General features: G+C 61.6%; 10 protein-coding genes. 5 read left to right on the top strand and 5 right to left on the bottom strand.

Going from position 1 to position 14,250, the window contains the following annotated elements:
• Positions 1–3 precede the first annotated feature (3 nt).
• A complete protein-coding gene (locus HX868_RS15565; protein ID WP_177003461.1) occupies positions 4–444 on the top strand; it encodes a universal stress protein in 441 nt (146 codons plus the stop codon).
• Between the two features lie 171 nt (positions 445–615).
• Here the strand turns inward: HX868_RS15565 and HX868_RS15560 are convergent, their stop codons facing one another.
• Positions 616–2,535 carry an ATP-binding cassette domain-containing protein gene (locus HX868_RS15560; protein ID WP_016975256.1) on the bottom strand — a complete coding sequence of 640 codons (1,920 nt, stop codon included), beginning with the start codon at positions 2,533–2,535 and terminating at the stop codon, positions 616–618.
• A 213-nt stretch (positions 2,536–2,748) separates the two neighbouring features.
• On the opposite strand from HX868_RS15560, the gene HX868_RS15555 reads away from it, so the two are divergent.
• Positions 2,749–4,677, top strand: a complete 1,929-nt coding sequence (locus HX868_RS15555) for a transglycosylase SLT domain-containing protein (RefSeq protein WP_177003460.1) — start codon at positions 2,749–2,751, stop codon at positions 4,675–4,677.
• A gap of 159 nt (positions 4,678–4,836) precedes the next feature.
• Here HX868_RS15555 and HX868_RS15550 read toward each other — a convergent pair whose 3' ends face one another.
• Positions 4,837–6,621, bottom strand: a complete 1,785-nt coding sequence (locus tag HX868_RS15550; protein WP_177003459.1) for an ABC transporter transmembrane domain-containing protein — start codon at positions 6,619–6,621, stop codon at positions 4,837–4,839.
• 247 nt (positions 6,622–6,868) lie between these two features.
• Here HX868_RS15550 and HX868_RS15545 point away from each other — a divergent pair, with 247 nt between their 5' ends.
• Positions 6,869–7,042: a PA1571 family protein gene (locus HX868_RS15545; RefSeq protein ID WP_016975252.1), complete on the top strand. Its 174-nt coding sequence runs from the start codon at positions 6,869–6,871 to the stop codon at positions 7,040–7,042.
• 53 nt (positions 7,043–7,095) lie between these two features.
• On the opposite strand, the gene pdxB is transcribed toward HX868_RS15545, so the two are convergent.
• Positions 7,096–8,238, bottom strand: a complete 1,143-nt coding sequence (pdxB, locus tag HX868_RS15540) for a 4-phosphoerythronate dehydrogenase PdxB (RefSeq protein ID WP_177003458.1) — start codon at positions 8,236–8,238, stop codon at positions 7,096–7,098.
• A gap of 140 nt (positions 8,239–8,378) precedes the next feature.
• Here pdxB and HX868_RS15535 point away from each other — a divergent pair, with 140 nt between their 5' ends.
• On the top strand, positions 8,379–9,773 hold the full coding sequence (locus HX868_RS15535; RefSeq protein WP_177003457.1) for an MATE family efflux transporter: 1,395 nt from the start codon (positions 8,379–8,381) through the stop codon (positions 9,771–9,773).
• A 108-nt stretch (positions 9,774–9,881) separates the two neighbouring features.
• On the opposite strand, the gene tusA is transcribed toward HX868_RS15535, so the two are convergent.
• Positions 9,882–10,133 (bottom strand): sulfurtransferase TusA, encoded by a 252-nt coding sequence (tusA, locus tag HX868_RS15530; RefSeq protein ID WP_177003456.1) that lies wholly within the window; start codon positions 10,131–10,133, stop codon positions 9,882–9,884.
• A 13-nt stretch (positions 10,134–10,146) separates the two neighbouring features.
• A complete protein-coding gene (gene rlmM, locus HX868_RS15525; RefSeq protein ID WP_016975248.1) occupies positions 10,147–11,223 on the bottom strand; it encodes a 23S rRNA (cytidine(2498)-2'-O)-methyltransferase RlmM in 1,077 nt (358 codons plus the stop codon).
• Positions 11,224–11,419: 196 nt separating this feature from the next.
• On the opposite strand from rlmM, the gene acnA reads away from it, so the two are divergent.
• Entirely contained in the window at positions 11,420–14,161 is a 2,742-nt protein-coding gene (gene acnA, locus HX868_RS15520) for an aconitate hydratase AcnA (RefSeq protein WP_177003455.1), read from the top strand.
• The last annotated feature ends 89 nt before the right edge of the window (positions 14,162–14,250 follow it).

Here is a 14,250-nt window from a genome sequence, read left to right as displayed (position 1 = left end):
CTCATGCCCTACCAACATATTCTGGTCGCTGTTGATCTGACCGAAGAGTGCGATCCAGTGATCAAGCGCGCGCAGGAGTCAGCATTGGCCAATGGCGCCATACTGTCGCTGGTGCATATCGTCGAGCCCATGGCCATGGCCTTTGGCGGTGACGTGCCGATGGATCTTTCCCAGTTGCAGCAACAACAGTTCGATCAGGCCAAAGAGCGCCTCGACCGTTTGATTCTCAAATACCCGCACTTGAAAAAGGAAGACTGCCACCTCACCTACGGCCAACCGCGCCAGGAAATCCATCATCTGGCCAAGGAAAAGGGTTGTGACCTGATCGTGGTCGGCAGCCATGGCCGTCACGGTTTGGCATTGTTGCTGGGTTCTACAGCCAATGACGTGCTGCACGGTGCGCCGTGCGATGTGCTGGCCGTCAAACTGAACAAAGCCTCATAAATCCCCCTGTAGGAGCTGGCTTGCCAGCGATAGCGGAGTGTCAGCCAGCACATGTATCAACTGACAGAATGCAATCGCTGGCAAGCCAGCTCCTACAGTTGAAGCGCATTTCATATAAAAAACCCGGTGCTCATCAGATGAGCACCGGGTTTTTTAATGCACTGGATTCACTCAGGCATCCAACTCGGCCCAACGCTCAACCAGCACTTCCAGCTCCTGGTTCAGTTTCTCCAGGGAGGCGATGACCTTGGCGGTTTCCGCCGCCGGACGCAGGTAGAAACCGGCGTCAGCCATGTCCGCTTCGACGGCGGCAATCTGCTGTTCCTTGGCCTCGATATCACCCGGCAAGGCTTCCAGCTCACGCTGCAGCTTGTAGCTGAGCTTCTTCTTGCCCACCGGAGCCGCCTCTACAGCCGGCGCAGCCGCCGCCACTGGGGCCACCACCGCCGAGTTCAAGTCGGCCTTGCCAGACTTGCTCTCGGTCACACCCAGCAGGCGCGGCGAGCCGCCCTGGCGCAGCCAGTCCTGGTAACCACCGACGTATTCACGCACCTTGCCTTCACCTTCGAAGACCAGGGTGCTGGTGACCACGTTGTCGAGGAATGCCCGGTCGTGACTCACCATCAGCACAGTGCCGTTGAAGGTCAGCAGCACCTCTTCCAACAGTTCGAGGGTTTCCACGTCGAGGTCGTTGGTCGGTTCATCGAGCACCAGCAGGTTGGCCGGCTTGCTGAACAGCTTGGCCAGCAGCAGGCGCGCACGCTCGCCACCGGACAAGGCTTTCACCGGGGTACGTGCACGCTGCGGGCTGAACAGGAAGTCGCCCAGGTAGCTGAGCACGTGGCGGCTCTGGCCGTCGATGTCGATAAAGTCGCGGCCTTCGGCAACGTTGTCGATCACGGTCTTTTCCAGGTCCAACTGATGGCGCAACTGGTCGAAGTAGGCCACGTCAATGCGCGTGCCCTCTTCCACGGTGCCGCTGGTCGGCTGCAGTCCGCTGAGCATCAGCTTGAGCAAGGTGGTCTTGCCGGTGCCGTTGGCGCCCAGCAGGCCGATACGGTCGCCGCGCTGCAGGACCATGGAGAAGTCCTTGATCAGGAACGGGCCGTCCGGGTGATGGAAGCTGACGTTCTCCAGCACCATCACTTGCTTGCCCGACTTGTCGGCGGTGTCCAGCTGGATATTCGCTTTGCCGGTGCGCTCGCGGCGTTCGCTACGCTCGACACGCAGCGCTTTCAAAGCCCTTACGCGGCCTTCGTTACGGGTACGACGGGCCTTGATGCCCTGGCGGATCCAGACTTCTTCCTGGGCCAGCTTCTTGTCGAACAGCGCGTTGGCGGTCTCTTCGGCGGCCAGCGCAGCTTCCTTGTGCACCAGGAAGCTGGCGTAGTCGCCGTTCCAGTCGATCAGGCCACCACGGTCCAGTTCGAGGATGCGGGTCGCCAGGTTCTGCAGGAAGGAACGGTCGTGCGTGATGAACAGCACGGCGCCCTGGAATTCCTTGAGGGCTTCTTCCAGCCAGGCAATCGCGCCAATGTCCAGGTGGTTGGTCGGTTCGTCGAGCAGCAGCAGATCCGGCTCGGACACCAAGGCTTGGGCCAGCAGCACGCGGCGACGCCAGCCGCCGGACAACTCGGCGAGGGTCTTGTCGGCCGGCAGTTGCAGGCGGCTCAAGGTGCTGTCGACCAGTTGCTGCAAGCGCCAGCCATCACGGGCTTCGAGGTCTTGCTGGACGTGCATCAGCTTGTTCAGGTCGTCTTCGGTGACGCAGTTCTGCGCCAGGTGATGGTATTCGGCGAGCAGTGCGCCCACGCCGTCGAGGCCTTCGGCAACCACGTCGAACACTGTCCGTCCGTCGGCCACCGGCAATTCTTGCGGCAATTCGCCGATCTTGAGGCCCGGCGCGCGCCATACGGAGCCGTCATCGGGCTTCTGGTCGCCTTTTACCAGCTTCATCATGCTGGATTTGCCGGTGCCGTTGCGGCCGATGATGCACACCCGCTCACCACGGGCGATCTGCCAGGACACCTTGTCCAACAACGGCATAGCGCCGAAAGCAAGGGACACATCGCTGAATTTGAGCAGGGTCATACGCTTCTCCAAAAACTGGGCGCGCATTCTACCTGAGTTAGGGGTGGGATGCGGCTGGCATTTTCGTTGCCGACACGTTCTGTAGGACATTTCCAACGAACTTGAACGAACCGCCCAGCAAAGCTTTCGTCTGCGTCGGGCAAAAGGCTAAGCTAGGGGCAATCAGTGTCGACGACGTCGGCACTTGTCCAGATTCCTCTGCACGGACGTCTCATGCGCAGTCGCCTTTTCAGCTTTTTATCTTCTCTGCTTCTTTCCGCCACCGCCGTTCAATCCGCCCAGGCCGTGGACCTCACCACCCAACGTCAATATTACGATGAAGCCAAACGCGCCTTGGCCAAGGGCGATACCGGCCCGTACATGCAATACAGCCAGGCCCTGGCCGATTACCCGCTGACGCCTTACCTGGCCTACGACGAACTGACGGCGCGCCTGAAAACCGCGAGCAACCAGGAAATCGAGCAGTTCCTCGCCAAAAACGGCGACCTGCCCCAGGCCAACTGGATGAAGCTGCGCTGGTTGCGCTGGCTGGCCGAGCGTGGCGATTGGCAGACCTTTGAAAAGTACTACGACACCAAGCTCAATTTCGTTGAGCTGGACTGCCTTCAGGGCCAGTACCAGCTCACCCACAACCTGAAAGCCGAAGGCTACAAGACCACCGAAAAGCTCTGGATGACCGGCAAGTCTCAACCGGCTGCCTGCGATGCCACCTTCGGCCAATGGGCGGCTGACGGGCAGCTCACCGAACAGAAGATCTGGGACCGCGCCAAACTCGCCGCCGAAGCGCGCAACTACGCACTCGCCAACAGCCTGGTGAAAACGCTGCCCACCCTCGGCGCCCAAGGCCGCCTGATGGTGGACGTGGCGCAAAAGCCCGACATGCTCAGCGACCCGTCACGCTTCCTGCCGGCTACCGAGGCCATGTCGGACGCCGTGGGCCTGGGCTTGCGTCGCCTGGCCCGCCAGGATCCGGACAAGGCCATGGCCCTGCTCGACGGCTACGCCAGCAGCATGCACTTCTCCCGTGACGAAAAAGTGTCGATCGCCCGGGAAATCGGCCTGACGTTGGCCAAGCGCTATGACCCCCGCGCCCTTGAAGTGATGACAAAGTACGATCCCGAGTTGCGCGACAACACCGTCTCCGAATGGCGCCTGCGCTTGCTGCTGCGCCTGGCACGTTGGGAAGATGCCTACCAGTTGACCCGCAAACTCCCACAGGACTTGGCGACCACCAACCGCTGGCGCTACTGGCAGGCCCGCAGCCTGGAGCTGGCCGAGCCGAAGAACCCCCAAGCACTGGTGTTGTACAAGAACCTGGCACAAGAGCGTGACTTCTACGGTTTCCTTGCGGCAGATCGCTCCAAAGCCCCGTATCAGTTGAAGAACAAACCGCTACTGATGAGCCAGGCGCTGGTCAACAAAGTGCGCAACACTCCGGGCGTACGCCGTGCGCTGGAATTCTATGCCCGTGGCCAGATCGTCGATGGCCGTCGTGAGTGGTACCACGTCAGCCGTCACTTCAACCGTGACGAGATGGTCGCCCAGGCCAAGCTGGCCTATGACATGAAGTGGTACTTCCCAGCGATCCGCACCATCAGCCAAGCGCAGTACTGGGATGACCTGGACATCCGCTTCCCGATGGCGCACCGCGACACGCTGGTGCGTGAAGCCAAGGTGCGCGGCCTGCATTCCAGCTGGGTGTTCGCAATTACCCGTCAGGAAAGTGCCTTCATGGACGACGCCCGCTCCGGCGTCGGTGCCAGTGGCCTGATGCAACTGATGCCTGGCACTGCCAAGGAAACCGCGCGCAAGTTCAGCATCCCCCTGGCCTCCCCGGCCCAAGTGCTGGACCCGGACAAGAACATCCAGCTCGGCGCCGCCTACCTGAGCCAGGTGCACAGCCAGTTCAACGGCAACCGCGTACTCGCCTCTGCCGCCTACAACGCCGGTCCCGGCCGTGTACGCCAGTGGCTGCGCGGCGCGGACCACCTGAGTTTCGACGTGTGGGTGGAAAGCATCCCGTTCGACGAAACCCGCCAGTATGTGCAGAACGTGCTGTCTTATTCGGTGATCTACGGGCAGAAGCTCAATTCACCACAGCCGCTGGTGGATTGGCATGAGCGGTATTTTGATGATCAGTAGGCCACTATGTAAGAGCGAGCTTGCTCGCGAAAAACCTGAGGACGCCGCTTAAAACCAGGATAGCTACGTTATCGTTGACGTTTTTCGCGAGCAAGCTCGCTCCTACAGAGACATCGATGCCCGCATTGAGAAATGCGGGCATTTTTTATGGACTGTACTTTAGTGTGATGCGTGTTCTTCAAGCCCATCACTGAACTGCAACGCCGCCAATCGCGCATACAACGCATTGCTCGCAATCAACTGCTGATGCGTGCCCACCGCCACCAACTTGCCCTGGTCCATCACCGCGATCCGGTCGGCGTTCTTCACCGTGGCCAGTCGATGGGCGATCACCAGGGTGGTGCGCCCTTGCATCAACTGCGGCAGCGCTTGCTGGATCAAGTGTTCACTCTGGGCATCGAGGGCACTGGTGGCTTCGTCGAGCAGCAGGATCGGCGCGTCCACCAGCAGCGCGCGGGCGATGGCCAGGCGTTGGCGTTGGCCGCCGGAGAGGCCCATGCCGCCGTCGCCGAGGTGGGTCTGGTAGCCGTCGGGCATTTGCAGGATGAAGTCGTGGGCATGGGCGATGCGAGCAGCGGCTTCGACCTGTTCCCGAGTGGCGGTCGGGTTGCCGTAGCGGATGTTGTCTTCGACGCTGCCGAAGAACAGCGCCGGGCTCTGGGACACCAGGGCGAAGTGACGACGCAGGTCCATGGGGTCGAGTTCGGTCAGCGGGTGGCCTTCGAGCAGGATGCGGCCTTGCTGGGGGTCGTAGAAGCGCAGCAGCAAGTCAAAAATCGTCGATTTACCCGCGCCGGAGGGGCCCACCAGCGCGAGGGTTTCGCCGGCATTGATGGTCAGGTTTAGGCCGTCGATGGCGTAGCTGTCCGGCCGTGAGGGATAGGAAAACCGCAGGTCTTGCAGCTCCATGCGGCCGCTGACACGGGCGGGCAATTGGACGGTGCCTGCGCTCGGCGCCTGGATTTCGTTGCTCGACTGCAACAGCTCGCCAATCCGCTCAGCGGCGCCGGCAGCGCGTTGCAACTCACCGAGCACTTCGCTCAGGGTGCCGACGGCGCTGCCGACGATCAGGCTGTAGAACACGAACGCCGCCAGCTCACCGCCGGATATGCGCCCACTGATCACGTCCATGCCGCCGACCCACAGCATCACACCCACGGCACCGAGCACCAGCATGATCACCAGGGTAATCAGCCAGGCGCGCTGGGTGATGCGTTTGCGCGCAGTGGTGAAGGCGTCTTCCACGGTCACGGCGAAACGCTGCTCGTCCTGCACCTGGTGGTTGTAGGCCTGCACGGTCTTGATCTGGCCGAGGGTCTCGGACACATAGCTGCCTACGTCGGCGATGCGGTCCTGGCTTTGCCGCGACAGGGTGCGCACCCGGCGGCCGAAAATGAGTATCGGGGCCAGCACCAACGGCAACGCCACCACCACGATACTGGTGAGTTTGGGGTTGGTGACAAACAGCAACACGATGCCGCCGATGACCATCAAGGCGTTACGCAGGAACAGTGATAACGACGAGCCGATCACCGATTGCAGCAACGTGGTGTCGGTGGTCAGCCGCGACTGGATCTCCGAACTGCGATTGTTCTCGTAAAAGCCTGGATGCAGGTAGATCAAATGGTTGAACACTTGCCGACGGATGTCCGCCACCACCCGCTCGCCGATCCACGACACCAGATAAAACCGTGCGAAGGTGCCCACTGCCAGCCCCAGCACCAGGACCATGAACAGGCCGATGGACTGGTTGAGCAAGTGCGGGGATTGGGTCATGAAGCCCTGATCCACCAGCAGGCGGATGCCCTGCCCCATGGACAAGGTGATACCGGCCGTGACGATCAGCGCCAACAGGGCGCCGAGCGCCTGCCAGCGGTAGGGCGCGATGAAGCGGCTGGCCAGGCGGATCGCGCGGCGTTGACGGACTGAGAACATGGAGGGCATCACCAATGAGGAACCTGTACTCAACATTGGGGGAACTTGGGTAAATAACAATGAGTCAGGTTAATTATGCCCGCCGATACCTAACCCTAGAGGCTATCGGTCTAACCCCTGGCTGGAAATTTGTATCGGTTTCTGGTGGACTGGGTATTCGAACCGGTGACTTTGAAAGGAGTTGTAACAGCCTGGTCACGCGGGCGGCTTAGAGTGATAAGCAGAATGGGTACACAACCTGATGAGGAGACAGGCCATGACCTTGCAAAACAGCAGCGATGCCAAGATTGAAGTAATCCGCCAGCCGCAGCAATTGCCCTGCTGGTACGTCGATGCCAATGGCAAAGATGTGCAGATTACCGAAGAGATGATCCAGCAAGCGTGCAGCGAACTGGAACAGCGACTGGTCAAGCCTGCCCAGCAAGGCTGAAGCGCCGACGCTCTTGCAAACCCGGCCCAGGTGGCCGGGTTTTTTATGGGGGTCTAAACGCTCACGGCGCCCAATGCTTCGACGATGTTCGATAGCACCGCCGATTCACCGTTGATTTGCACCTTCAAGCCATCAATCTCGCGGCGCTCCGGGTAGTGCTTGCGCAGCATGTCAAACGCCTTACGCTGCTCTTCAACCGTTCCTACCAGGCTACGCCGGAAATCCGCATCATCACGGCGTGGGTCGTACACACTGCGGCACAGGGTCGCGAGCGCCCAGGCCGGGTCGGTGGACGCATTCAACTGCACCTCGGCCAACCACGGCGGCGGCAGCAAATCACTCAACTGAATGCTCGGCGCCTGCCCCAGGTGCGCGCAGAACGCCTGATAGATCTGCGCCGTGCCGCGTTGCTTGCCATCCAGGCTGTAGCCGGCAATGTGCGGCGTGGCCAGCACGCACAGGTCCGCCAGGTCCACGTCCACTTCAGGCTCGCCATCCCACACATCCAGCACCGCTTGCAGGTCTTCGCGCGCCAGTAACACCTCGCGCAGGGCGGCGTTGTCCACCACCGGGCCACGGCTGGCGTTGATCAGCCAAGTGCCGGGCTTGAGCTGGTTGAGCCGCTGGCGGTCGAACAGGTGCCAGGTGGAGCCATTGCCGGACTTGGTCAACGGCGTGTGCAGGCTGATCACATCGCACTGCTCGATGATCTGCTCCAGGCTGACGTAATCGCCGTCTTCGGCAATCTGCCGTGGTGGGTCACACACCAGCACGTTCCAGCCCAGGCCCTTGAGCACCTTGACCAGCCGCCCGCCGACTTCACCGGCCCCGACCACGCCATAGGTGCGCTGAGTGAGGTCGGCACCTTCGATTTCAGCCAGGGTCATCAGGCTGCCCAGCACATAATCCACCACGCCACGGGCATTGCAGCCGGGGGCGCTGGACCACTGGATGCCGGCCTGCTTGAAATAATCGAGGTCCAGGTGATCGGTGCCGATGGTGCAGGTGCCGACAAAGCGCACGTGCGTGCCCTCCAGCAGGGCTCGGTTGACGTTGGTCACCGAGCGCACCAGCAACACATCAGCCTGTTCGACCGTGGCGCGGTCGATGGAACGGCCGGGCACGCGGCGGATCTCGCCAAATCCCTGGAAGAATGCATCGAGCAGCGGAATATTTTCGTCGGCAACAATCAGCATGGCAGGCTCCTTTCGCGGACCCGCAGTGTACAGGGATCGCGGCCCGCGCTTACAAATCCCTAACACAGGATTTTTCCTGACCAATGCGTCAAAGCGTAGAATCCGCGGTCCTTGCGCATCCCTTTATTGGACACCTGTACGTGAACACTGCCTCTGCCACCCTCAGCCGCCCCGCCCGCATCAGCCGGGAAGTCGGCGGCCTGCTGACGCTCGCCCTGCCGATCATGGTCGGCCAACTGGCCACTACTGCGATGAGTTTTGTCGATGCGGTGATGGCCGGCCGCGTCAGTCCCCAAGACTTGGCGGCGGTGGGCCTGGGCAACTCGATCTGGATTCCGGTCTACCTGCTGATGAGCGGTACGCTGCTGGCCACCACGCCGAAAGTCGCCCAACGCTACGGCGCGGGCCAGTACAGCGAAATCGGGCCTCTGGTGCGTCAGTCATTGTGGCTGGCCTTGGTGGTCGGCATCATCGGCTCACTGCTGCTGCTCTGCGCCGAGCCGATCCTGCATGCAATGAAGGTTGAGCCGGACCTGATCGCGCCCACCATGGGTTACTTGCATGGCATCGCCGCCGGTATGCCGGCCATTGCGTTCTATTACGTGCTGCGCTGCTTCAGTGACGGCCTGGGTCGTACGCTGCCGAGCATGGTCATGGGCCTCTTCGGCCTGGCGCTGAACATTCCGCTGAACTACATCTTCATCTACGGTCACCTCGGCCTGCCGGCCATGGGCGGCGTAGGCTGCGGCTGGGCCACGGCTATTTCGATGTGGGCGATGATGCTTGGCCTGGCCGCCTGGACCCGCTGGGGGCCGGCCTACCAGAGCAGCGAATTGTTCAAGCGCTTCGACTGGCCGCAATGGGCGGTGATCAAGCGCGTACTGGGCATTGGCCTGCCGATTGGCGTGGCGATCTTTGCCGAGTCGAGCATTTTTGCGGTGATCGCCCTGCTGCTGGGCAGCTTGGGAGCCACGGTGGTGTCCGGTCATCAGATCGCGCTGAACGTCAGCTCTCTGGTGTTCATGATCCCCTACTCCCTGAGCATGGCCGTCACTGTGCGAGTCGGCCAGGCCCTGGGGCGTGGCGAACCGCGTGAAGCACGCTTCGCCGCAGGGGTGGGCATGGGCACGGCATTGGCCTACGCCTGCCTGTCCTGCAGCCTGATGTTGCTGTTTCGCGAGCAGATTGCGGCGATCTATACGCCGGACCCGGTGGTCATTCACCTGGCTTCGACGCTGATCGTGTTCTCGGCACTGTTCCAGTTTTCCGACTCGATCCAGGTCACGGCGGCTGGCGCACTGCGTGGTTACCAGGACACCCGAGTGACGATGGTACTGACCTTGTTCGCCTATTGGGGCGTTGGCCTGCCGGTGGGTTACGCCCTAGGGCTGACGAATTGGCTGGGCGAGCCGAGCGGCCCAAGCGGCTTGTGGCAAGGGCTGATCGTGGGGCTGAGCTGTGCGGCGGGGATGTTGCTTGTGCGCCTGGCGCGCAGTGCACGCCGGCGTATCCGCGCTGACAAGGCACACCTGTAGGAGCGAGCTTGCTCGCGAAAAACCCGAGAGCGCCGCGTTAACCCAGGTGCGCCACGTTATCCTTGAGGATTTTCGCGAGCAAGCTCGCTCCTACAGTACATCGAGTGATCAGTCGGCTTTTTTGCGGATCCAGTACAGGTACGTGCCGGCCTGCTCCTGCTGACCCACCAGTTCGTGGTCGAGGAACACGCAGAACTTGGGAATATCGCGGCGCGTGGACGGGTCGGTCGCGATCACCTTGAGCAAGCCACCGGGCGCCAGGTCGCGGATGTGCTGGTGCAGCATCATCACGGGTTCCGGGCAATTGAGGCCGGTGGCGTCGAGAACGCCGTCAACAGGGCTGTCGTTAATATCACTCATTGATTACTCCTCATTAACGGGCCTTGGTTTTCTTCACATCCACCAACCGACGCAGGTGGCAGGTCACTTCCTCACGGTCGTGGTACAGCTGCTTGCAGCCGATCTCCACGCGGATGCCGCGCGCCTTGAAGCCGTCTTCGATGCGCTCCAGCAGGCGCTTCACTTCGGCGTAGCGCTGTTTCATCGGCAGCTTCAAGTTCACCACCGCCTCGCGGCAATGCCCCTCGCCGATCCAGGTTTCCAGCAACGCGGCGTTACGCGCCGGCTTTTCGACGATGTCGCAGACCATCCAGTCCACCGGCTGCTTGGGCACGAAGGTGAAACCGTCGGCCATCAAGTGCTGCACCAGGCCAGTGTCCATCAGGCTTTCGGCCATCGGGCCGTTGTCGATGGCGGTCACCAGCATGCCACGGTTGACCAGTTGCCAGGTCCAGCCGCCGGGCGCTGCGCCGAGGTCGACGCCGGTCATGTCGCCGTGCAGGCGCTCGTCCCACTGGTCGCGGGGGATGAAGTGGTGCCAGGCCTCTTCCAGCTTGAGGGTCGAACGGCTGGGCGCTTCGCGGGGGAATTTCAAACGCGGAATGCCCATCGGCCACATCGCCGAGTTGTTCGACTCGGCCAGGCCCATGAACACTTCGCGGCCACTCTTGAAGGTCAGCAGCAGGCGCGGCTTGCTCGGGTCGTCCACCAGCTTGCCGGCGTTCAGCAGGGCTTTGCGCAGGTGCACTTCGAATTTCTTGCAGAAGTTGGACAGTTCCTTGCCGTCGTTGGTATCGACCATTTCCAGCCACAGGCTGCCGCACACCGGGAATTCGCGCAGGTGGGCGAGAATCACGCTGATGCGGTCGGTTTCCGGCAGGTCGATGAACACCCCGCGCGCCCACTGCCGAGGAAAGATCAGCTCGGCAAAGCGCTGGCCGTGCATCAGGCGCTGGGCGCCGTCTTCTTCGGTGCAGACAAATTCGGCGCAGGCGCTGCCGGTCTTGGCCTTGGCGTAGCCGGAAACGTTCAGGCGCGCGGCGAGGTCCGCGATCTCGGAACAGACTTCGCCTTCAAAACCCGGGCGGCAGTGCATAAAAAGGGTGTTCATCAACTCTCCAAGTGAATCAACTGACGTTGCGCTGTCGCAATGCCTGTCATGAAAACCCGCGCATGATAACGGAGTTCGGAACCTTGGACTTAACGATAGAGTCCAGTTATTAGCCTGCTAATGAAAACAGGGCTAAGTTGATAGCTCTGTTCGTCCCGTCAGGTCCGTAGCCGTGCGGACCATAAGGAGTCGTGTCATGTCATCGCTTGATAGCCTGAGTACCCTTAAGACCCTTGAAATAGACAGCAAAACCTACCACTACTTCAGCCTGCCCGAAGCCGCCAAGAGCCTGGGTGACCTGGACAAGCTGCCGATGTCGCTGAAGGTGCTGCTGGAAAACCTGCTGCGCTGGGAAGACAACAAGACCGTCACCGGCGCCGACCTCAAGGCCATTGCCGCCTGGCTCAAGGAACGCCAGTCCGACCGTGAGATCCAGTACCGCCCCGCCCGAGTTTTGATGCAAGACTTTACCGGCGTACCCGCCGTGGTCGACCTGGCCGCCATGCGCGCCGCCGTGGCCAAGGCCGGGGGCGACCCGCAGCGCATCAACCCGCTATCGCCCGTGGACCTGGTGATTGACCACTCGGTGATGGTCGACAAGTTCGGCAACGCCGACGCCTTTGAGCAGAACGTCGACATCGAAATGCAGCGCAACGGCGAACGCTACGCCTTCCTGCGCTGGGGCCAGAGCGCCTTTGACAACTTCAGCGTGGTGCCACCGGGCACCGGCATCTGCCATCAGGTCAACCTCGAATACCTCGGCCGCACCGTGTGGACCAAGGACGAAGACGGCCGCACCTACGCCTTCCCCGACACCTTGGTCGGCACCGACTCCCACACCACCATGATCAACGGCCTGGGCGTACTCGGCTGGGGCGTGGGCGGGATCGAAGCGGAAGCGGCCATGCTCGGCCAGCCGGTGTCGATGCTCATCCCGGAAGTCATCGGCTTCAAGCTCACCGGTAAATTGAAAGAAGGCATCACCGCCACTGACTTGGTGCTGACCGTCACCCAGATGCTGCGCAAGAAAGGCGTGGTGGGTAAATTCGTCGAATTCTACGGCGACGGCCTGGCTGATCTGCCGTTGGCCGACCGCGCCACCATCGCCAACATGGCCCCGGAATACGGCGCCACCTGCGGCTTCTTCCCCGTGGATGAAGTGACGCTGGACTACCTGCGCCTCTCCGGCCGCCCTGCCGAAACCGTGAAGCTGGTCGAGGCCTACACCAAAGCCCAGGGCCTGTGGCGCAACGCGGGCCAGGAGCCGGTATTCACCGACAGCCTGGCCCTGGACATGGGCAGCGTCGAAGCTAGCCTGGCCGGGCCGAAACGCCCGCAGGACCGTGTGGCGCTGCCGAATGTCGGCCAGGCGTTCAGCGACTTCCTCGACCTGCAATTCAAACCCACCAACAAAGAAGAGGGCCGCCTGGAAAGCGAAGGCGGTGGCGGGGTTGCCGTGGGCAATGCCGACTTGGTGGGCGAAACCGACTATGAATACGACGGCCAGACCTATCGCCTGAAAAACGGCGCGGTGGTGATCGCCGCGATCACGTCCTGCACCAACACCTCCAACCCCAGCGTGATGATGGCGGCCGGGCTGGTGGCGAAAAAGGCCGTGGAAAAGGGCCTGACGCGCAAGCCTTGGGTCAAGACCTCCTTGGCGCCAGGCTCCAAAGTGGTTACCGACTATTACAAAGCGGCGGGCCTCACCCAATATCTGGACAAGCTCGGCTTTGATTTGGTGGGTTACGGCTGCACCACCTGCATCGGCAACTCCGGCCCGCTGCCCGAGCCGATCGAAAAAGCCATCCAGAAAGCCGACCTTGCGGTGGCGTCAGTGCTGTCGGGTAACCGCAACTTCGAAGGCCGCGTGCACCCGCTGGTAAAAACCAACTGGCTGGCTTCGCCGCCACTGGTGGTGGCGTATGCCTTGGCGGGCACCGTGCGCATCGATATCAGCAGCGAACCGCTGGGTAATGACCAAGACGGCAAGCCGGTGTACCTCAAGGACATCTGGCCCAGCAGCAAGGAAATCGCGGATGCCGTGGCCCAGGTCAGCACCGGTATGTTCCACAAGGAATACGCCGAGGTGTTCGCCGGTGACGAGCAGTGGCAAGCCATTGAAGTGCCACAGGCCGCCACCTACGTGTGGCAAAAGGATTCCACCTACATCCAGCATCCGCCGTTCTTCGACGACATTGCCGGGCCTCTGCCAGTCATCAAAGACGTCAAAGGTGCCAACGTGCTGGCGCTGCTGGGCGACTCGGTGACCACCGACCACATCTCCCCGGCCGGCAATATCAAGACCGACAGCCCCGCCGGTCGCTACCTGCGTGAACAAGGCGTGGAACCGCGCGACTTCAATTCCTACGGCTCACGCCGGGGCAACCATGAAGTGATGATGCGTGGCACCTTTGCCAATATCCGTATCCGCAATGAAATGCTCGGCGGCGAGGAAGGCGGCAATACGCTGTACATCCCCACCGGCGAGAAGATGGCGATCTATGACGCGTCGATGAAGTACCAGGCCTCGGGCACGCCCTTGGTGGTGGTCGCCGGCCAGGAATACGGCACCGGCTCCAGCCGTGACTGGGCAGCCAAGGGTACCAACCTGCTGGGGGTCAAGGCGGTGATCGCCGAGAGTTTCGAGCGTATCCACCGCTCCAATCTGGTGGGCATGGGCGTGCTGCCGTTGCAGTTCAAGCTGGATCAGAACCGCAAGACGCTCAAGCTCACCGGCAAGGAGAAGATCGACATTCTCGGGCTGACTGACGTGGAGATCGTGCCGCGGATGAACCTGACGCTGGTGATTACGCGGGAGGATGGCAGCAGCGAGAAGGTGGAGGTGTTGTGCCGGATCGATACGCTCAATGAGGTGGAATACTTCAAGTCGGGCGGGATTCTGCATTACGTACTGCGCCAACTGATCGCCTCATAACCCTGTAGGAGCCCGGCTTCCCGGCGATAGCGGTTTCAAGGACGCTATCGCCGGCAAGCCGGGCTCCTACAAAGGCGGTGATCGCATTC

The sequence above is a fragment of the Pseudomonas reactans genome, assembly GCF_013385825.1.
GTDB lineage: Bacteria > Pseudomonadota > Gammaproteobacteria > Pseudomonadales > Pseudomonadaceae > Aquipseudomonas > Aquipseudomonas reactans.
The sequence above is the reverse complement of the archived record's forward strand: the minus strand, read 5'-3'. Positions and strand labels throughout refer to the sequence as shown.

Coding starts and splice junctions, on each gene's coding strand:
- HX868_RS15560 (WP_016975256.1), bottom strand. CDS start 2,535: ATGACCCTGCTCAAATTCAGCGATGTGTCCCTTGCTTTCGGCGCTATG.
- pdxB (WP_177003458.1), bottom strand. CDS start 8,238: ATGCTGATTGTTGCCGACGAAAATATTCCGCTGCTCGATGCATTCTTC.
- acnA (WP_177003455.1), top strand. CDS start 11,420: ATGTCATCGCTTGATAGCCTGAGTACCCTTAAGACCCTTGAAATAGAC.
- HX868_RS15545 (WP_016975252.1), top strand. CDS start 6,869: ATGACCTTGCAAAACAGCAGCGATGCCAAGATTGAAGTAATCCGCCAG.
- HX868_RS15550 (WP_177003459.1), bottom strand. CDS start 6,621: ATGCCCTCCATGTTCTCAGTCCGTCAACGCCGCGCGATCCGCCTGGCC.
- rlmM (WP_016975248.1), bottom strand. CDS start 11,223: ATGAACACCCTTTTTATGCACTGCCGCCCGGGTTTTGAAGGCGAAGTC.
- HX868_RS15555 (WP_177003460.1), top strand. CDS start 2,749: ATGCGCAGTCGCCTTTTCAGCTTTTTATCTTCTCTGCTTCTTTCCGCC.
- HX868_RS15565 (WP_177003461.1), top strand. CDS start 4: ATGCCCTACCAACATATTCTGGTCGCTGTTGATCTGACCGAAGAGTGC.
- tusA (WP_177003456.1), bottom strand. CDS start 10,133: ATGAGTGATATTAACGACAGCCCTGTTGACGGCGTTCTCGACGCCACC.